The organism is Microcoleus sp. S36b_A4 (assembly GCF_036700645.1).
Taxonomy (GTDB): Bacteria; Cyanobacteriota; Cyanobacteriia; order Cyanobacteriales; family Microcoleaceae; genus Microcoleus.
Genome location: NZ_JAUBPI010000018.1, coordinates 68,496 through 86,287, shown reverse-complemented (window position 1 = coordinate 86,287; position 17,792 = coordinate 68,496). Strand labels below are relative to the sequence as shown.

Annotated in this window: 16 protein-coding genes; 9 read left to right on the top strand and 7 right to left on the bottom strand. The window is 43.2% G+C overall.

Features of this window, described 5'->3' with window-relative positions; translation table 11 throughout:
* The first annotated feature begins 238 nt into the window (after window positions 1–238).
* Entirely contained in the window at window positions 239–1,576 is a 1,338-nt protein-coding gene (locus QUA03_RS08450) for a flippase (protein ID WP_333211229.1), read from the top strand.
* Window positions 1,577–1,737: 161 nt separating this feature from the next.
* Window positions 1,738–2,769, top strand: a complete 1,032-nt coding sequence (locus tag QUA03_RS08445) for a hypothetical protein (RefSeq protein WP_333211227.1) — start codon at window positions 1,738–1,740, stop codon at window positions 2,767–2,769.
* 39 nt (window positions 2,770–2,808) lie between these two features.
* On the opposite strand, the gene QUA03_RS08440 is transcribed toward QUA03_RS08445, so the two are convergent.
* Together QUA03_RS08440 and QUA03_RS08435 are read right to left on the bottom strand one after the other, a co-directional pair.
* On the bottom strand, window positions 2,809–3,510 hold the full coding sequence (locus tag QUA03_RS08440) for a CatB-related O-acetyltransferase (RefSeq protein WP_333211225.1): 702 nt from the start codon (window positions 3,508–3,510) through the stop codon (window positions 2,809–2,811).
* Window positions 3,511–3,523: 13 nt separating this feature from the next.
* On the bottom strand, window positions 3,524–4,468 hold the full coding sequence (locus QUA03_RS08435) for a glycosyltransferase family 2 protein (protein WP_333211223.1): 945 nt from the start codon (window positions 4,466–4,468) through the stop codon (window positions 3,524–3,526).
* A gap of 387 nt (window positions 4,469–4,855) precedes the next feature.
* Between QUA03_RS08435 and QUA03_RS08430 the strand changes: the two genes are divergently transcribed.
* The 5 genes from QUA03_RS08430 to QUA03_RS08410 all read left to right on the top strand — a co-directional run bounded on the left by QUA03_RS08430 (window position 4,856) and on the right by QUA03_RS08410 (window position 10,221).
* Complete coding sequence (locus tag QUA03_RS08430; RefSeq protein ID WP_333211221.1) at window positions 4,856–5,764, top strand: glycosyltransferase family 2 protein; 909 nt, start codon at window positions 4,856–4,858, stop codon at window positions 5,762–5,764.
* A 1-nt stretch (window position 5,765) separates the two neighbouring features.
* A complete protein-coding gene (locus QUA03_RS08425) occupies window positions 5,766–6,926 on the top strand; it encodes a glycosyltransferase family 4 protein (protein ID WP_333211219.1) in 1,161 nt (386 codons plus the stop codon).
* Window positions 6,926–8,155: a glycosyltransferase gene (locus tag QUA03_RS08420; protein ID WP_333211218.1), complete on the top strand. Its 1,230-nt coding sequence runs from the start codon at window positions 6,926–6,928 to the stop codon at window positions 8,153–8,155. The genes QUA03_RS08425 and QUA03_RS08420 overlap by 1 nt, the downstream gene beginning before the upstream one ends.
* 59 nt (window positions 8,156–8,214) lie before the next feature.
* Window positions 8,215–9,297 (top strand): NAD-dependent epimerase/dehydratase family protein, encoded by a 1,083-nt coding sequence (locus QUA03_RS08415; RefSeq protein ID WP_333211217.1) that lies wholly within the window; start codon window positions 8,215–8,217, stop codon window positions 9,295–9,297.
* A 78-nt stretch (window positions 9,298–9,375) separates the two neighbouring features.
* The gene (locus QUA03_RS08410) at window positions 9,376–10,221 is read left to right on the top strand and encodes a WecB/TagA/CpsF family glycosyltransferase (RefSeq protein WP_333211216.1); all 846 of its coding nucleotides are present in this window, start codon (window positions 9,376–9,378) and stop codon (window positions 10,219–10,221) included.
* 452 nt (window positions 10,222–10,673) lie between these two features.
* Here QUA03_RS08410 and QUA03_RS08405 read toward each other — a convergent pair whose 3' ends face one another.
* A complete protein-coding gene (locus tag QUA03_RS08405) occupies window positions 10,674–11,048 on the bottom strand; it encodes a hypothetical protein (protein WP_333211214.1) in 375 nt (124 codons plus the stop codon).
* A complete protein-coding gene (locus QUA03_RS08400; RefSeq protein ID WP_333211213.1) occupies window positions 11,032–11,415 on the bottom strand; it encodes a class I SAM-dependent methyltransferase in 384 nt (127 codons plus the stop codon). The genes QUA03_RS08405 and QUA03_RS08400 overlap by 17 nt, the downstream gene beginning before the upstream one ends.
* 323 nt (window positions 11,416–11,738) lie before the next feature.
* Here QUA03_RS08400 and QUA03_RS08395 point away from each other — a divergent pair, with 323 nt between their 5' ends.
* Complete coding sequence (locus tag QUA03_RS08395) at window positions 11,739–11,939, top strand: hypothetical protein (protein ID WP_333211211.1); 201 nt, start codon at window positions 11,739–11,741, stop codon at window positions 11,937–11,939.
* Between the two features lie 323 nt (window positions 11,940–12,262).
* On the opposite strand, the gene QUA03_RS08390 is transcribed toward QUA03_RS08395, so the two are convergent.
* The 3 genes from QUA03_RS08390 to QUA03_RS08380 form a co-directional block, all read right to left on the bottom strand.
* The gene (locus QUA03_RS08390; protein WP_333211208.1) at window positions 12,263–13,222 is read right to left on the bottom strand and encodes a DUF362 domain-containing protein; all 960 of its coding nucleotides are present in this window, start codon (window positions 13,220–13,222) and stop codon (window positions 12,263–12,265) included.
* A 125-nt stretch (window positions 13,223–13,347) separates the two neighbouring features.
* Window positions 13,348–13,674 carry a hypothetical protein gene (locus QUA03_RS08385; RefSeq protein ID WP_333211206.1) on the bottom strand — a complete coding sequence of 109 codons (327 nt, stop codon included), beginning with the start codon at window positions 13,672–13,674 and terminating at the stop codon, window positions 13,348–13,350.
* Between the two features lie 174 nt (window positions 13,675–13,848).
* Entirely contained in the window at window positions 13,849–15,273 is a 1,425-nt protein-coding gene (locus QUA03_RS08380) for an aspartate ammonia-lyase (RefSeq protein ID WP_333211204.1), read from the bottom strand.
* A 373-nt stretch (window positions 15,274–15,646) separates the two neighbouring features.
* On the opposite strand from QUA03_RS08380, the gene QUA03_RS08375 reads away from it, so the two are divergent.
* Window positions 15,647–17,512, top strand: a complete 1,866-nt coding sequence (locus QUA03_RS08375) for a hypothetical protein (protein ID WP_333211202.1) — start codon at window positions 15,647–15,649, stop codon at window positions 17,510–17,512.
* Window positions 17,513–17,792: the final 280 nt, after the last annotated feature.

Sequence of the window (17,792 nt, the reverse complement as noted above, 5' to 3'; positions counted from 1 at the left end):
TAAGTTTCCCACGATCCCAGACCCATGCAAATACTACCCTTGACAATTTCCCTTTTTCCTTAACTTGTCACCAATGCTTTCCTTCTACCTCCAAACTCCAATTTCTAGGTTGGCTGCTTTCATTAAGACGCTCCCTCAAGTTGTGGTATGTTGTTATAGGATCAACCAGTCTAATTTTGCAAGATTGCCGACCCTGCCAGAACCGCGTTTGTGTTTTGTAAAGATTTAAAATATTCTGATGCTAGATAAGTTAACTGCGGTCAGTCAAAGGCTCGGCCCTAGTCTGCGCCAGGTACTCAGCAACATAGCTTGGCTGTTCACTGACCAAATCTTGCAGATGGGTCTAGGCCTGTTTGTAGGCCTTTGGGTGGCTCGCTATCTTGGTCCGACACAATTTGGATTGCTCAACTACGCGATCGCCTTTGTGTCGCTGTTTAGTTCAGTGGCAACGATGGGGTTGGGTACTCTGGTAGTGAGGAATATCGCTCGCGACCCAGAATGCAAAAATGAGACTCTGGGAACAGCCTTCGGACTGCAATTTACTGGTGGCTGCATCACTTTGTTGTTAACTGTCACCGTGATTGCGCTACTCAAGCCCAACGACACTCTGACTCGGTGGCTGGTAGGTATCATCGCAGCAGGAACTATCTTTAATGCTTTTGAGGCTATCAATTTTTGGTTTCAGTCCCAAATCCAGTCAAAATATACAGTGTTGGCTAAAAATTCGGTATGTTTTTTAGTTGCTGCTGTCAGAATTGGGTTAGTGACAATTAAAGCCCCCCTGCTTGCCTTCGCCTGGGTTCGATTGGGAGAGGTGGCATTGGTAGGAATCGCTTATGTATATTTTTATAAGCTTACGGGGAATAAAATTAAGGATTGGCATTTTAGTTGGGAACGGTGTAAGGAACTGCTCTCGGAGAGCTGGCCGATAATTTTGTCGGGATTGGCAGTTTATGTGTACTCAAAAACCGATCAGATAATGCTCGGCGCCATGAATCAAAATGCTCAACTGGGCTATTATGCTGCGGCTGTTAAAATTTCGGAAATCTGCGATTTTTTGCCGATGATCATATCAAGCTCTATTTTTCCCAAATTAGCGAATTTGAGAAAGACAAATTATGAAGAATATCTAAATAAATTTCAAATTTACTCGGATATTATGATATTTTTATGGTTGGGGGTGGCCATACCGATATCATTACTTTCTCCCTGGATAGTGCATCTGCTTTACGGTGAAAAATATGCACAGTCAGCAGCGGTACTGGCTCTCTACGTTTGGGCGCAATTTGGCAGTAATTTTGGAGTAGCACGGAGTACATATTTGAACATAGAAGGTCAGTTGCGCTACGGCCTTTACTTAACTGTAGTCGGATCTATTTTCAATGTAGCGTTGAACTTTTTCCTGATTCCTAAGTATGGAGCTTTTGGAGCAACTGCAGCTACTCTTATAACTTATTTTTACGTGATTATATTAGTGAATTTCTTGATTAAGGAATTGCGCCCCTTCGGGAATTTCATCTGGCGATCGCTTAACTTATACAAGGCAGCTTGTAGAATCAGAGGATTAATAAAGTGATTCAAATTAAACCTAAAATCGAACAGCGATCGAATTGCCCCTATTGTGGAACAGAACTTCATCCCAAAAATGTTCTGTGGCACGGTATCCACATTATTCTAGACTCTAAGTGCGAGGGATGCGGCAGCGAGATAATCGACGATTTGAGAGTAGGTCATGGAGTGAAAAACTACATCCAAGTTAATTTAATAAAAGGAGAAGTTTTTGCAGCCGATACTTACAAAAAGGAATGGTTAGGCAAACCATTACTCTATTCACTCCAAAATCCTCAACCGGAACAACTTGAGATTGTAAAAGAAATTTTTAAACCCTGCAATCGGGTAATTATCTTAAACTGTATCGATCATCTTTATGGTCACTCCCTGCTCAAGTTGCTAAATGCACAAAGGCACTTAGAATGCAATTCTGACTACGGGTTAGTTGTGATAGTTCCTAAGTTCTTAAGGTGGATGGTTCCCGATGAAGTTGCAGAAATCTGGACAGTGCCTATGTCTTTAAAAAATGGTCAGAATTACTATCCCAGTTTCGCCGAGTTTGTTGAAGAAGAAACTAAACGCTTTGATGAAATTTATGTCAGCGAAGCCCATTCTCATCCCAGTCAGTTCGACATCACGCGCTTTACTAGAGTTCCCAAACATAACTTTGAGAACCAAGAAATTAAAATTACTTTTATTTGGCGCGAAGATCGTTTATTAGTTAACCGTTTGCTGTTTCGAGTGCTTAGAAAAATAGATCAACAAGCAATGTCACTGCGATTGCAAAATTTAAAAATTCAGCAGTTATTTGAGAAGATCAGGTTGCAAGTACCAGAAGCACAATTTGCAGTGGCTGGTCTGGGGACAAAAACTAAGTTTCCAGAATGGATTAAAGATTACAGGGTGGATAGTTTTAATGAAAAAACTGAAAAGGAGATTTGTCACCTTTATTCAGAGAGCCGCTTAATAATTGGTCTTCACGGCTCCAATATGTTGCTACCGTCTGGTCATGCTGGTATGACAATTGATTTGATAGATGAGCGGTGGGGAAACTTTGCCCAAGATATTTTATACCAAGAAAGCGACCCGAGAATGGCTACTTTTCGCTATAGATTTTTGCCGTATCAGACTAGCAATGATACACTGGCATTCATAGCGGCTGTAATGCTTCTCAAGTGGTCTAAATTTAAATCCCAGATGACTGCTGATGTTATATAACGTCCGGCTACTTAGACATAATACCGAATCGGTTAGCATTCAACTATTTTCCGTATTATAAATATGGATGAACTTGTCAATGTTGTGAAAGTCTTTGACATTTTTTCTCAACCATTGTTCATCCTTGTCCCACCACTTAAACTTCAGCAGAAAATCAATCTTTTGTTCATCAAACCTATAGCGAATAAGTTTGGCGGGAATTCCTCCACAGATAGCATAAGGTGGCACATCTTTGGTGACAACGGCTCCGGCTGCGATGATGGCTCCATCACCAATAGTTACACCATCTACAACAATAACATTTGAGCCAATCCAAACATCATTACCTATATGGACAGTTTTTTCCTCTTCTTCAAAATATTTTTTGTCTACAAAGGTTGTCCCTACTAGCATCTTGGGCGAATAAAATATCGGATGGCTTGAAACAAAATTTCCTACAGGATGTACGCCTAAGCGAATGATGCAGTTGGGCCCAATCGAACAAAAATTGCCGACAACACCATTGAAAATTCGCGTATTATCGCGCACATAAGTGTAAGAACCAATGACAGAATCTTTTATGGCTACGCGACTAGACACACTAACATTGTGACTGATAGTTGAATTGGTAACCAAAGCCATATAGTCTTGATAAAAGTTATCATATTTAAACTTGTTCTTCCACCAATTGACTAAAAATCGCAGATATTCAGTGATCGGATTTTTGAGTAGAGAACTGAGAAGTGTTGACATTTTAGACATGGTTACTAATTACTTATTCAAGGTTAAATATTGTGTTCCCGCATAACTTATTTATTTTTTTCTTAATACGCCTGATTAATGGAGGATGATAATCATAAAATGTATCTTGAGTGAATTGATCGGCTACAAAATTTCGGATCGCGTGGTTGGGATGCCTTAAAGGAAAGGTTATTGCTTCCGTTGGCATATTACTGTATATACTATCTTCTCCTGAAGTATGGGTAGCTTGACTGCCAAATCCAATATTAGAAATTAAATTTTTTTCTGGAATAATAGCAAGTCCATTTTGAACCCAACAAGTAAAAAGCCATCTAAAAAACCAATTGTTGAGAGTTCCATCATAGGAAACTTGAAAAGCACTATCCCAAACTTTTACAGATTGAGGATTAGCTAATAAATTTTCGAGAAAACCTGCTTCCCGAAGTTGAGGCCATAACTTCATGTCAATATCATAGTATTGCCATGCTCTGCGCCAAGTTGCCCATCCCCAACAGTTACTAAAACGCGAAAAATAGTAACTGTCTTCTGTTCTTTTTCTCCCAAACTGTAAATTTACACCAGCGATTGACATAATCCGTTTGTCATCTCGATAATGCTCTAATAACTGTTCACAAAAAGGGAAGAAGTCTGGGTGGGGCAAACAGTCATCTTCTAAAATAATTGCTTCCTCTACGGTATTAAATACCCAGTCGAAACCGCTAGAAATGCGATCCTTGCAACCAAAATTAATCTCTGAATAATTTTTCAGAACTTCACAGTCCCAATCGACCCGATCGATAATTGCACGTACAGCGGCGCACTTTTCAGCTTCCCCAGGTTTGTTGGCACGAGGGCCGTCAGCAATTACTAACAGCTTAGGCGGCTTAACTTGTCTAATCGCCTCGAAGACTTTTTCGGTATTATCAACTCGATTGAAAACAACGAAAACAATGGGAGTTTTTATCGGAGAATGTGGCATTTAAACTGTTTAACTCCAAGGATTATAAATATTTTTGCTTAGTAGAACTCATCATTATAAATGTGCTAGGAAGCTTGCAGGGTTGGTCTGTTAACTTAAGTTCTAAATTCCAATTTATCACCAAAAAGTTCGCGGGTCAACTATAATACAGCAATAGTTTACCCAGACAGACTTCTAAGACTGACGCTCTTAAACTCTCAAACCTTGATACCCCGACCCCCAGGGCTAAGTGGGGCACTCTTAAAGCCCTCTTGTGAAAGGGGCGAGCGACTGCGTAAGCCCTAATTTCGTTCTTGTAGCGGCGGTTGCAACCGCCGAGCAAGTGGCCAAATAAAACACTGTTACTTTTAGCCTTACCTATCGTTAAAAACCGCAACACAGGGAAGAATGAACCGTACTAATATCGCCGTCCTTTTAACTTGCTTCAACCGCAAACAGAAAACATTGGCTTGCTTAGAGGCTCTTTTTAACCAGGCACTTCCAGCCAATGTAGATATTTCCACCTATATAGTAGATGATGCCAGTACCGACGGTACCAGCGAAGCAGTTCACCAAGCCTACCCTCAAGTCAAGATTTTTCATGGGGATGGCAATTTATTCTGGAACGGCGGAATGCGCTTTGCTTTCACCGAAGCCATGAAAGACGATCCCGACTACTACCTTTGGCTGAACGACGATACAATTATGTATCCAGAAGCCCTTAAAACCTTATTAACAACCAGCAACCAACTCGCTCAAAAAGGAGAAACAAAAGCCATCGTCTCCGGTTCTACCTGCGATCCCCAAACGGGTAAAACTACTTACGGTGGCGTGGTGCGAGACCACCCCCTTCTTCCCTTCCGATACCGCCTCGTAGAACCAACTCAAGAAGCTCTACTTTGTAGCACAATACATGGCAACTGCGTTCTACTTCCCCGCAATGTCGTCCAACTTGTGGGCAACCTAAATCCTGCTTTTGTTCATTATATTGGCGATTGGGATTATGGTTTACGAGCGAGACAGAAAGGATGTACAGTTTGGATTGCTCCCGGTCATTTAGGAACTTGTTCCCTAAACCCACAGGTGACAAAAACCGCTGCAAAAAATTTGAGCGAAGGGTTAGATAAAATGAGCACGCCGAAAGGTTTATCCTTTAAAGATGCGACCCTGCAACCGCCTGGAGAATGGAAAGTATTTACTCAGCAGCATGGTGGTTTGTTGTGGCCAATTTATTGGCTGCTACCTTATCGAAGGTTAGTTTGGTTGTCAGTGTTGAGTAAACTGGGATTGACTAAAAACAAAACTCAAGGTGAATAGGATGGTTGACAAAAATGAATTTCGCATCGCTTGGCTCGTTCCTTCGGCAGAATTTGGGGCCTATTGGCCGCCGGTTTTACATGAACTCAAAAAACTAATTCCGAACACGATTTTTTATACAGGTCGCCTCTGGCCTCGCTATGATCCGGAAGCTCCGGGTACAGAAGTAGTCGAAGTTGTGGGAGATACTCAATTCATCACCACCCAAAAGATAGAAACGGGGTACAGTCGTGGTTATATTAAGGCTACTCCTGGGATTATTTTTCCTCTTTTGAAATTCAAGCCCCAGGTCATTTTTGCTAGTGGATTTTCGATCTGGACATTGGTAGCTATAATCTTTAAGCCTATAGGGAAATGGCGAGTGGTTTTAGTTTATGAAAGTAGTTCCCCGAATGTAGACTTTCGAGATTCTAAGGTGCGCTCGACTATTCGACGCTGGATGGGGAAATTTGCGGATACCTTTGTTTCTAATAGTCGCCGAGGTAAAGAATATTTGGTAGAAATGATTGGGGCCGACGAAAGTAATATCTTTGCTAAACCTTACATGGTTCCTGATGCTAAAGCTTTGGTACAAAAGTTAGAAAATAATAAGTCTGTATCCTTGTCATTTCCCCACCCAATTTTTTTGTGCGTGGGTCAAGTAATTTCTCGCAAAGGGATTAAGAATCTGTTAGAAGCTTGCACACTTTTGCAAAGCCAAGGATACTCGAATTACACAGTCATTATCGTTGGAGACGGAGAACAGCGACCGGAACTAGAAGCTCTTACAAAAGAATGGGGTTTAGAAAAACAAATTGTTTGGACAGGGTGGATAGAATACGGATACTTGGGGTCTTATTTTCTAGAAGCTGATGTGTTTGTTTTTCCTACGTTAGAAGATACTTGGGGAATGGTGGTGCTAGAAGCGATGGCATTTGGTAAGCCGGTTTTGTGTTCAAAATGGGCTGGGGCTTGCGAAATGATCGTTGAAGGTGAAAATGGTTATATTTTTGATCCCTATCAGTCGGAAGGTATTGCAAACGCGATGCGGGACTTGATTGATTGCCCCGAAAAGTTAGTGATGATGGGGCAAAAATCCCAGGAACTGATCGCTGAACATACACCAGAAAAGGCTGCCAAATTAATAGCAGATGTGACGTCGCTAGTATTGGAGAAAAGTTGATGAAAATTCTTTTATCTGCCTTTGCGTGCGAACCGAATCTCGGCTCGGAAGAGGGAGTAGGATGGAATACGGTTATCCAATCTGCTAAACATCACGAAAGTTGGGTATTTACTCGCACGTTTTGTCGATCGTACATTGAAGCAGAACTAGAGCGGAACCCAGTGCCAAACCTGCACTTTGTTTATTTTGATCCGTTTGGGTGGAGCGAAGATTGGAAGGGGAAACAAGGATTGCTGCAACTTCACTACTATCTGTGGCAAATCTGGGCTTATTTTATCGCTCGGAAGCTCGATCGCGAAATTGGTTTTGACATAGTTCATCACGTAACTTACGTCAAACATTGGTCTCCAAGTTTCTTGGCGCTGTTGCCGCATCCTTTTATTTGGGGGCCTGTGGGGGGTGCAGAAACAGCACCAAAGCCTTTTTGGCAAGATTTTAGCCGCCGGGGCAAAATTTACGAAACGCTGCGGGCATTGGCTCAAAGCGTAGGAGAACGAGATCCTTTTGTGGGTCTGACGGCGCGTCGCAGTGCCGTGGCGCTGGCAACTACGGAAGAAACCGCAGCCAGACTGCGATTTCTCAAAGCAAAAAACGTGAAGATTTTCTCGCAAGTCGGTTTATCACAGCAGGAAATTCAAGAACTAGAGAAATTTTCTCCCCCGCCTGAGCAACCAATTAGATTCATCAGTGTCGGTCGTCTCTTACACTGGAAAGGGGTGCACTTGGGACTCCGTGCATTTGCGGAGGCGAAGCTGGAACAATCGGAATACTGGATTGTCGGAGACGGGCCCGAAAGGCAGCGCTTGGAAGCTTTGGCAACAGAATTGGGACTGGCAAATAAAGTATTTTTTTGGGGAACTTTATCTCGCACTGAAACTCTTTCTAAAATGGGGGACTCTCACGTTCTCCTCCATCCGAGTTTGCATGACTCTGGTGGTTTTGTGTGCACGGAAATGATGGGGGTTGGCCGTCCCACAATTTGTTTGGATTTGGGCGGGCCGGCTACTCAAGTGACAGAGCAAACGGGAATTAAAGTGGCTGCTACTGATCCCGATCGCACGGTGCAAGGTCTAGCAGAAGCTATAGTGTGTTTAGCGCAAGATCGTGAATTGCGAGAGCGCTTGGGTCGATCGGGTCAAACGCGCGTCAGGGAAATCTATGATTGGAATGTTAAAGGTCTATTTTTCGCCCAATTGTGCGAAGATGTATTCGATGGAAAATCAGGATAACTTCTGATTTGTTCGATCGGGCACAACAAAGAAAACTATATTTTTTCAGGCGGTGAAACGTGGGCGTTGCAATCATTACTGGCTCGGCGGGTTTAATTGGCTCTGAGGCGTGTAAGTTCTTTGCCAAACAAGGCTTAGATATAGTTGGCATCGACAATAATATGCGCCAGTTCTTTTTTGGTGCTGATGGTTCTACAAACTGGAACCGCCAACTGCTCGAAAAGTCTTTGGGTACCAAGTATTATCACTTAGATGTTGACATTCGCGACTATGAAGCGATTACCAATATCTTTCAGCGGTACGGCGAGTCGATCGAATTAGTAATTCACACAGCAGCCCAGCCCAGCCATGACTGGGCTTCCCGTGCTCCGAAAATAGACTTTACCGTCAATGCCAACGGCACTCTCAATCTTCTAGAAGTAACTCGCTTGTACTGTCCTAAAGCGGTTTTCATTTTCACTTCTACCAATAAAGTATACGGCGATACGCCTAACAATTTGCCTTTAATTGAATTAGAACACAGGTGGGAAATTGAACCAGGCCATACTTACGAAAGCGGTATTCGGGAAGATATGTCAATTGATCAGTGCCTGCACAGTTTGTTTGGTGCTTCTAAGGTAGCTGCTGATATTTTAGTTCAAGAATACGGTCGATATTTTAATATGAACACCGCTTGTTTTCGCGGTGGCTGTTTGACGGGTCCAAATCACTCTGGAGCTCAATTGCACGGCTTCCTCGCCTACTTGATGAAGTGTGCTGTCACGGGAACTCCTTACACCGTGTTTGGCTACAAAGGCAAGCAAGTTCGCGATAACATTCATAGCGCTGATTTAATTTCGGCATTTTATGAATTTTATAAAGCTCCCAAAAGCGCCCAAGTTTATAATACAGGAGGAGGCAGGTACAGCAATTGTTCGATGTTAGAAGCTATCCAGATGTGCGAGGCAATTGCGGAACGCAAGTTTAATTGGACTTATGCTGAAGGAAATCGCATTGGCGATCACATTTGGTGGATTAGCGACAATTCAAAATTTTCCAGTCACTATCCCAACTGGAAAATGAAATATAACGTTAAACAAATCCTACAGGAGATTTATGAATGTAACCGCGAGCGTTGGCTGAAAGAGGATTCTAATGATTGAACGGGGCAAAAAGAATGGGCTGGGGATTTCGGTAAACGATTGAATAATACAAGGTTAAAGAAATCTTAGGGGAGATTTATGAGTGTAACTGCGAGCGTTGGCTTAAAGAGGTGTTCCATGATTGATAAAGGGAAAAAGAATGTACTAGGAATATTAGTAAATGCCGTTAATTATGAAGCGGCTGTTAGCAAAATTATTGCAGCAGCCAGCGCCGGAAAACCACTGTCTGTTTCTGCTCTAGCGGTTCACGGGGTAATGACTGGAGTTCTCGACAGCACTCACCGTTATCGGATTAATCACATTGACTTAGTATTGCCAGACGGACAGCCGGTCAGGTGGGCGTTAAATTGGCTCTACCATACGGAATTGCCCGATCGAGTTTGCGGGCCGAATGCGATGTTACAAATCTGCGAACGTGCGGCAGAAGAAGGATTACCTATCTATTTGTACGGCTCTCAAGCTTCTGTACTGGAAGCTTTATCTCGCAATCTCTGCCAGCGTTTTCCCAAGTTAATTATTGCTGGAACTCAGCCTTCTAAATTTAGGCAGGTTTCGGCCCAAGAGAAACAAGAAATTGCACAGGAAATTCGCAACAGCGGTGCAGCAATTACTTTTGTCGGTTTGGGGTGTCCCCGGCAAGAAGTCTGGGCTTACGAATACCGGGACGACTTATCAATGCCGTTGATTGCTGTAGGTGCTGCTTACGATTTTCATGCGGGTAATTTGGCTAAATCTCCTGACTTTTTATCTAAAATAGGTTTGGAATGGCTGTTTCGGATGATGAAAGAACCTCGGCGCCTTTGGCAGCGGTATGTTTTTTTGAATCCGCTTTATATCTGGCTGTTTTTGCTACAAGCTTTGAAAATCAAAAAGTTCGACCCCACAGACGCGACGCCGCCTGTTGAAGAAGTATTATATGGTTGAAATTTAAAAGTTTCTTGTGCATTATGAGTGCTCACAAGAAAAAAGCAAACAAATCGTAACTAATCGTTTTGAGGTGCAAGTGCGATCGCATATTCAAGAAAACTTATATCAAATCCGGTGGCATCGGAATTATAGTGGGATATCTTAAGCTCGCTATCCAAATCGCGAGCTTAAGATATCCCACTGACATGATCCAAATATATTATGCCGATGCAACCGCAAACGATGTTACGCCAGAAAGCAATTTTTACATTATCTATGCAGTAAGCTGCGGACTGCACACCTTACAAACAAAGTTGGTTGGTAAGTCTCGATCAAGTCAGGTGGATTGCTGGGTCAATAGTCGCATTTGGTGTGACTGTACTCCTGGCCTGGGCGACGATCGCAGGGGATCGCAAAAGTAGTGTGAGTGTGTAACCAAACTGGATAATCAAACCACAAATTTATTGCCCTTACCTAGATTTTGCTATGGCTTTTGTGCCACACACAATCCGGATCGAATCGTACTTGTCTTCATCAGCAGCAACAATTGTTTTCAGCAGTAGCTTCCAAGCTTGGAATTTAATGTTTTCTTGGAGCTTTACTATCTGATGAGATGCCATTGAATCGAACACACTAAAAATTTTTCTTTCATCATCGATCCAACTGTTGGCAAATTGGCGATAGTAGCCATTCAACTCAGTAGAAATTATCTCAAATCCCACTTTTTCACAGATAGCGCGGAAGCTCTGCAGTGTGAAGAAATACAAATGCCTTGGTACATCTAGATGCATCCATGCAATCCCTGATGACTTCAGCCCAATACAAGAGTTATTTGGTACTTCCATTACCAATTTGCCACCATCCACTCCGCAATTGCATGGCATTGCGGAGTGCAAGTAAAGGATCTCTGGTATGTTCGAGTACGTGGTTCATCACAATTATGTCGTACTGTCTAGACTTGACTTCCGGGGGCAAAGATTCAGCAGTACCATAAAATACATCAAGACCTCGCTGTTGGGCCAAAACCAAAGCTTGTCGATCGGGTTCTACACCCCAGACTTTGTGACCATCTGCTTGCAATTCTTGCAACAGGTGCCCGTTGGCGCAACCGATTTCTAATATCGAGCACGAAGCAGTCCCGAACTGTTGCTTCCACCATTTACTTGTGACATCTACTCCGCGATCAAAACGCCAAGCTAGATGGGTACGCAATTTATCGAAGAAGGAATAGAAGAGGCAGATACGAAGCCTGTAAAGTCTATATGATGAGTATAATACTCATCGATGTCGTAGAAGCTGGCGATTTTGTTGAAATCGGGCAGAGGATGAATGCATCCAAGTTGTGACTTTTCGCACCAATACAATTGAAATGACTCTTTGTTTGCAGGTCTGCGCCAATCACCGGGTATGAATAGCCACGGTTTCATACTCTCTCCCGATATCGGGCAGACGACGGTAGGGCTTAAGGACGTTTGACTTTGCATTGGAGTTTTCATTATTTAGGTACTTGACATACTCATAACCACTCGTGTTGGATGTCAAATCCAGTAATTAATTATGTGCCATTAAGAATTGCAGAATCCGAAATACAGCAGATGACTGCCCAAAAAATATTAGGTTTCGGAAACACGATTGCTGCGGCGTGGTTTTCAGCTTACATTGAATTTAAGCTAACGCATTTAACTTGCTTTGTCACTTTGCATAAAAAAACTTCACATTCTGCGATCGGGATGTGAGTAAGTTTTCATATATTTACGAATTCAGCAATACTACAAGTATAAATTAAGTTATAAAACTGGGGAGCGATGTAGGCTGCGAGCGAGACCCATAAAAACTTTGTTGCATTTGTACCTCAATAATATTGCTGAAATCTTTTGCGAAAGCGAAGTATGAAATTTGCCATTTCATATATCTGTGGGCGCAAATATTGCGCCCGCTACTGTTCTTTGATCTGAAAATTTAGCTCCCAATTGAGTTGGGAAGCCAAACTTTTCTTGAATCTTCAGCACAAGAGCTGATTGACAAGCGTGCATTTTTATGTATTTGTAGTGAATGCCTCCTATCGATCGGCGTAAGCCCCCATCCGTTCTTTGATAAACCGGATATAAAAATGCCTGAAAGTAGACTTAATCACGCGGGGCATACCAAAGTCGATCGGCATCATTTTTTCCGGCAACTTCCAATCCAAAACCTTGAGATTTTCCGGCTGCAACAGCGGAAAATCAAGATCCTCTAAATTCGAGCACAGTCCTAATCTCATCGCCGCAGCTACAGTGGGAACCGCCGCCGGATCAGCATTAATAATTTCAACTAAAGTTCTGTCCAAAGCAAACACATCATCAGATGCGGCTAAAATTCCCAAAAACTTAGGTTCACCGCCACTTGGCCCGTTACCTTCGTGGCCGATAATGCCATCCAAAATCGTCAAATTTGGGTTAATTGCCCGGGCAGTTTCTACCAGCATTTCACCGAATCTGGCGCTATCTTTGCCAGCTTCCATGTGCCACCAAGCCTTCATTTTGCCGGGGACGCAGCCGAACAAGTTTTTCACGCCCATTGTCACGGTTAATTGAACGTGAGATTTGAGTTTGGGCAAATTAATCACTACATCCGCTTCCATTGCTTCTTTGCAAATTCGCAGATGATTGAAATCTTCGCTGACAGTTTCGTAGCGTTTTCCTTGAAACTCAACTACTGGCAAATTCAGTTCTTCCAAAAGTGGCAAATAACCGTTTGCTTTGGCTACACCCATAGCGCTACCAAAAGCTGGACTATCGCCTAAAAATGGTCTTCCTCCCGCTTCAATGACCATTTTAGCGACGCAGTAAACCAATTCTGGGCGGGTGACGCATTCTTTTGTAGGGCGAGAACCGGTGAGGAGATTGGGTTTGAGTAAAACCCGATCGCCCGATTTGACAAAAGCCGAGATTCCGCCCAAGGGTGCCAGCAAACTTTCTAAAGATGCTTGCAAGATTTGGCGATCGTATGAATTGGCCTGAATTAAACTAACAGCAGACATAATTATGAATTGATTGGTAATTGGTTATCGATCGGGAATAATCTAAATATAACGCACGCGCGGAACACCCTAAGCAGGGTGTTCCGCGCGTGCGTTACCAAGAATAATCTCAATACAAATGAACCCTAAGTATCCATCGGCAATCTGCCAACAGCAGCCCGCTGCATGGTACTAACTCGCAGCGAGTTAGAGAATACTCCTTGACCTTGCAGTTCAGGGATAGCAGGTTTAACTTCCACTTTCACCAACCGGGCAGTGCAGATAAAAACCGTTTGATCTGCTAAATGGAAAGTCAACCAAGGTTGATTTAACAAATGCAGCACTTCCTCTTGGAATTCTTGTGCAGGCATCGGAATAGTAAAGGTTTCTGCGTGACCTTCCACATAATGAAATGTCACTTGAGTCGTGTTCTCTCTATCTTGAGTTAATTTGGCAAAAGAACCTGCGCGCATAAATTTTGCTCCCAAACTTTAGACTATAAAAAAAATTCAGAATTAAATGTAAAAAAAATGAATTCTGAATTGTTTAACTTTAACCTGTGACAGTGATCGGGCAGAACTCAGAAGGTAGAAGGCAGAATTAAATCGAGTTCAGCCTTCTAGTTTCTAGCTGATTCCTGCGAGATACTATACGTTAGCAGAAGATGTTGGCATCGCACTCATTTTCTTTAAATCTAGAACTTTTGCCAAGTCTTCTGCACTCATTAAACCCTGTTCTAACACAATTTGCCGCAGAGATTTGCCAGTTTCTAGGGATGCTTTGGCGACAGCAGCGGCGTTGAGATAGCCGATGTGAGTGTTGAGGGCGGTAACGAGGGCGAGACTACCTTCAGCATAAGCGAGACACCGATCGCCCTTAGCTTCAATTTTCGCGAGGCATTGTGTAGTCAAAGCGCTGATGGTATTGCCCAAAATTTCGATGCTGTGAATGAGATTGTAGGCAATCAGGGGCATCATCACGTTCAATTCTAATTGTCCCGCTTGGGCCGCCAGGGCGATCGCGCTATCGTAACCCATAACTTGAAAACAAACCATCGATGTCATTTCTGCCATCACAGGGTTGTATTTCCCCGGCATAATTGACGAACCTGGTTGCACAGGAGGCAGTTGAATTTCTTTCAAACCAGTTTTCGGCCCGGAGTCCATCAAACGCAAGTCATGGGAGATTTTAACGCAATCCTGAGCGAGATTTCGCAGTGCACCGGAAACATTTACAAACGGTGCCATACTCTGCATAGCAGCCATTAAATGCTTTGCTGGTTTCAGGGGGTGGTCGATTAATTCGGAGAGAATTTCAGCAACTTTTTGACAGTATTCAGGGTGAGTATTTAACCCGGTTCCTGCCGCACTTCCCCCCAATCCCAGGGATGTCAAATCATCGGATGCCCTGTCAATTCTCAAGGTATGTTCTTTCAGAATTTGCGCCCAAGCGCCGAAGGTATCGCCGAGTCGAACCGGCACAGCATCTTGCATATGAGTGCGGCCTGATTTAACAATATCTTTGAATTCTTCTGCTTTATTTTCTAGGGCGACTACGGCATCCGACAAAGCCGGAAAAAGAGTTTTTTCTAACGCCAACAATCCGCCGATCCTAATCGCCGTCGGAATCACATCATTTGTCGATTGACCGTAGTTTACATGATCGTTAGGACTGATGCGCTTGTAATTGCCTTTTTCCTCGCCCATAATTTCCAAAGCGCGATTTGAAAGAACTTCATTAACATTCATGTGGTGAGAAGTTCCGGCGCCGGCTTGGTAGACATCAACTACAAATTGATCGCGCAATTTGCCAGCTAGGATTTCATCTGCTGCTTGGACAATTGCTTGACTGATGTCTTGGGGAATGCAGCCGAGTTCGCCATTGGCGATCGCCGTTGCTTTTTTAATTAAAACACAAGCCTCAACGTATGTTGATAAAGGCTTAATGCCGCTAATCGGGAAATTTTCAACTGCGCGCAGGGTTTGGATGCCGTAGTAGACATTAGATGGGATTTGTTTGTCCCCCATCGAGTCGCTTTCGGTGCGGTAGCTGATGGTTTGGTGTTCGCTCATATCGCCTTGTTTGTGATAATTGGGAATTGGGATTTTTTTTAAACGCTGCTGACTGTCACTGCTGTTTTACCGCGTCGGCGGACTCAGTAAAATACAAGTCACGATTGTAAATAATTATCTCACACTCTGAGTTAAATCTCAAAGCTCCAATTTTAAATTAAGATTTTTCCCTAAATTTGTGAAGAGTAGTTGTGTAATTAGGAGTTTTTTATTCTGCCTATTTTTGTACTTTATTAGATAAGATTAGGCTGTTTAACAATAAAGATTAAACCAGGCTTCTGATTTTTGTTACAAAAATTCAAATTACAAATCGGGGAAAGTTGTTATATTTGGTAGCACAAACAATTTTGCAGCAGGCGAATTGCCAAAAATTATGCCGCGTTACCAAACCATAGATGATGTTCCTACCCTCCAAGAGGCACTCGAAGGAATAGTTGTTGAAGATTTAAAAAAGCTGTATGCACTGTTGTCGGGCGATCGCAAATTAACCCGCAAAGCTGACCTGGTTGCTGGGATTAAACAGCAAATGCAGGGAGAAAAACTTAAGCAAGTTTGGGCGCAATTAGACGATTTGCAAAAAGCGGCCGTAGCGGAAGTTATACATGGGTCAGGTGGTGGCTATGATGCCGATGTATTTGTGGCGAAATACGGACAACAACCAAACTGGGGAACAAGCGATCGCTATGGATACAACCGAGAACCATCCCTACTATGCTTGTTCTTCTACGGCACTGAGATACCCTACGATCTGGAAGAAAAATTGCTGAAGTTTGTGCCAAAACCTCAAGCAACTCCCTTAAATCTGGTTGGCGATGTACTGCCAGAGAATTTTATGGTTCGTGTAGAAAAACATAACTTTCGTACATCTAAAAAAGAGGTATCCGAGTACGAACTTCCTTTGACAATTTTTGAAATGGAACGGGCAGCCCCAAAGGATTTGGAAGCAGTTTTGCGTCTGATTCAGTCGGGCAAAGTTGCCGTTAGTGAGAAAACCGCATTACCTGGTGCCACAACTCAGAAAGCGATCGCCGCCGTATTGCAAGGAGGTGATTTTTATAACGACGAACAGCGCCAAGCTACCGTGGAAAAGGGCGATATATTCTACGAGGTTGGTAACATCAAATCCTTTGCTTGGACCGCGATCGCTCAAGCGAGCAAATTCGCCGAACAATCGGGCAAAAAGCTTGTTTTGACGAAAGCGGGACAGAAAGCTTTGCAAGAATCACCTGCCAAAGGATTACAGACAGCATGGAAGCGCTGGTTAAAAACAAACTCTTTTGATGAATTTCGCCGCATTGATGCGATTAAAGGACAAACCGGCAAGGGCGCGCGCGGCATGACAGCGGTGGTGGGGCGGAGAGAGGCGATCGCCTCAAGGCTAGCAGAATGTCCTGTCGGTAAATGGATTTTGTTTAGCGAATTTAGCAGGTATATGTTGGCAACGGGCAATCGGTTTGAAGTAACGCGCGATCCCGACAATCTCTATATTTCTGAATTTGGGTATGGTAACTTAGGATATTCGGGCAGTCACGATTGGCATATCCTGCAAGAAAGATATATGCGCTGCCTGTTGTTTGAATATGTTGCTACCCTGGGAATAATTGATGTTGCCTATGCCGATCCGTCCCTCGTACCCAGCGATTTTGACGATCTTTGGGGAACGGACGATTTGAGATTTCTCAGCCGCTACGACGGCTTAATATCTTTTCGCCTGACAGCTTTGGGGGCTTACTGTTTGGGATTGACTCAGAATTACACCCCGCCAGCAATTGAGTTCCGTCAAACACTCCGCGTACTGCCCAATTTAGATATTGTTGTAGCAGGAGAAGGCATCGCGACATCAGATGCGATCGTCCTCGATCTCTATGCTAAAAAAGTTTCAGATGTCGTCTGGCAACTCGATCGACAAAAGCTATTTACCGCCATTGAAGCCGGATACCCGCTAGCAGAATTTAAAGAAGTTTTAGAGACAAGAAGTATCGAACCGCTACCGGAAACCGTACAGCAATTTCTGACGGATGTTACAGAACGATCGAATAGTTTGCAAGATGCAGGAACTGTCAAGTTAATCGAATGTAAAAACGCCCATTTAGCTGTGTTGATTGCCAATGATTCCCGTACCAAAAAATTCTGTCAGCTAGCGGGCGATCGCACTTTAGCGGTTCCATTATTCCAGGAAACTAAGTTTCGCAACGCCCTGCGGCAAGTCGGCTACGTCTTACCCCAGCGGGATAAATAATACACCTGATACTATTAGTGTCAAAAATCACCCGAAAACCTTTTTATCTTTCGTTTATAGCTGAGTCCATATCCCCCTAAATCCCCCTTAAAAAGGGGGACTTTGAGTATTTGTAGGGTGCGTCGCTGGCGATAAATCCTAAAAAAAGATCGACAATCTCAATCGCGACGCACCTTATAACATGGACTGGAGCAAATCAACCAAACTTTTCTGTTCTAACAAACTTATTCCGTCTTCCTTCTTCCCTCTTCCGTCTTCCTTTTTCCCTCTTCCTTCTTCC

Coding starts and splice junctions, on each gene's coding strand:
- QUA03_RS08430 (WP_333211221.1), top strand. CDS start 4,856: ATGAACCGTACTAATATCGCCGTCCTTTTAACTTGCTTCAACCGCAAA.
- QUA03_RS08375 (WP_333211202.1), top strand. CDS start 15,647: ATGCCGCGTTACCAAACCATAGATGATGTTCCTACCCTCCAAGAGGCA.
- QUA03_RS08435 (WP_333211223.1), bottom strand. CDS start 4,468: ATGCCACATTCTCCGATAAAAACTCCCATTGTTTTCGTTGTTTTCAAT.
- QUA03_RS08405 (WP_333211214.1), bottom strand. CDS start 11,048: ATGGAAGTACCAAATAACTCTTGTATTGGGCTGAAGTCATCAGGGATT.
- QUA03_RS08380 (WP_333211204.1), bottom strand. CDS start 15,273: ATGAGCGAACACCAAACCATCAGCTACCGCACCGAAAGCGACTCGATG.
- QUA03_RS08390 (WP_333211208.1), bottom strand. CDS start 13,222: ATGTCTGCTGTTAGTTTAATTCAGGCCAATTCATACGATCGCCAAATC.
- QUA03_RS08420 (WP_333211218.1), top strand. CDS start 6,926: ATGAAAATTCTTTTATCTGCCTTTGCGTGCGAACCGAATCTCGGCTCG.
- QUA03_RS08395 (WP_333211211.1), top strand. CDS start 11,739: ATGTCAAATCCAGTAATTAATTATGTGCCATTAAGAATTGCAGAATCC.
- QUA03_RS08425 (WP_333211219.1), top strand. CDS start 5,766: ATGGTTGACAAAAATGAATTTCGCATCGCTTGGCTCGTTCCTTCGGCA.
- QUA03_RS08440 (WP_333211225.1), bottom strand. CDS start 3,510: ATGTCTAAAATGTCAACACTTCTCAGTTCTCTACTCAAAAATCCGATC.
- QUA03_RS08450 (WP_333211229.1), top strand. CDS start 239: ATGCTAGATAAGTTAACTGCGGTCAGTCAAAGGCTCGGCCCTAGTCTG.
- QUA03_RS08410 (WP_333211216.1), top strand. CDS start 9,376: ATGAGTGTAACTGCGAGCGTTGGCTTAAAGAGGTGTTCCATGATTGAT.
- QUA03_RS08385 (WP_333211206.1), bottom strand. CDS start 13,674: ATGCGCGCAGGTTCTTTTGCCAAATTAACTCAAGATAGAGAGAACACG.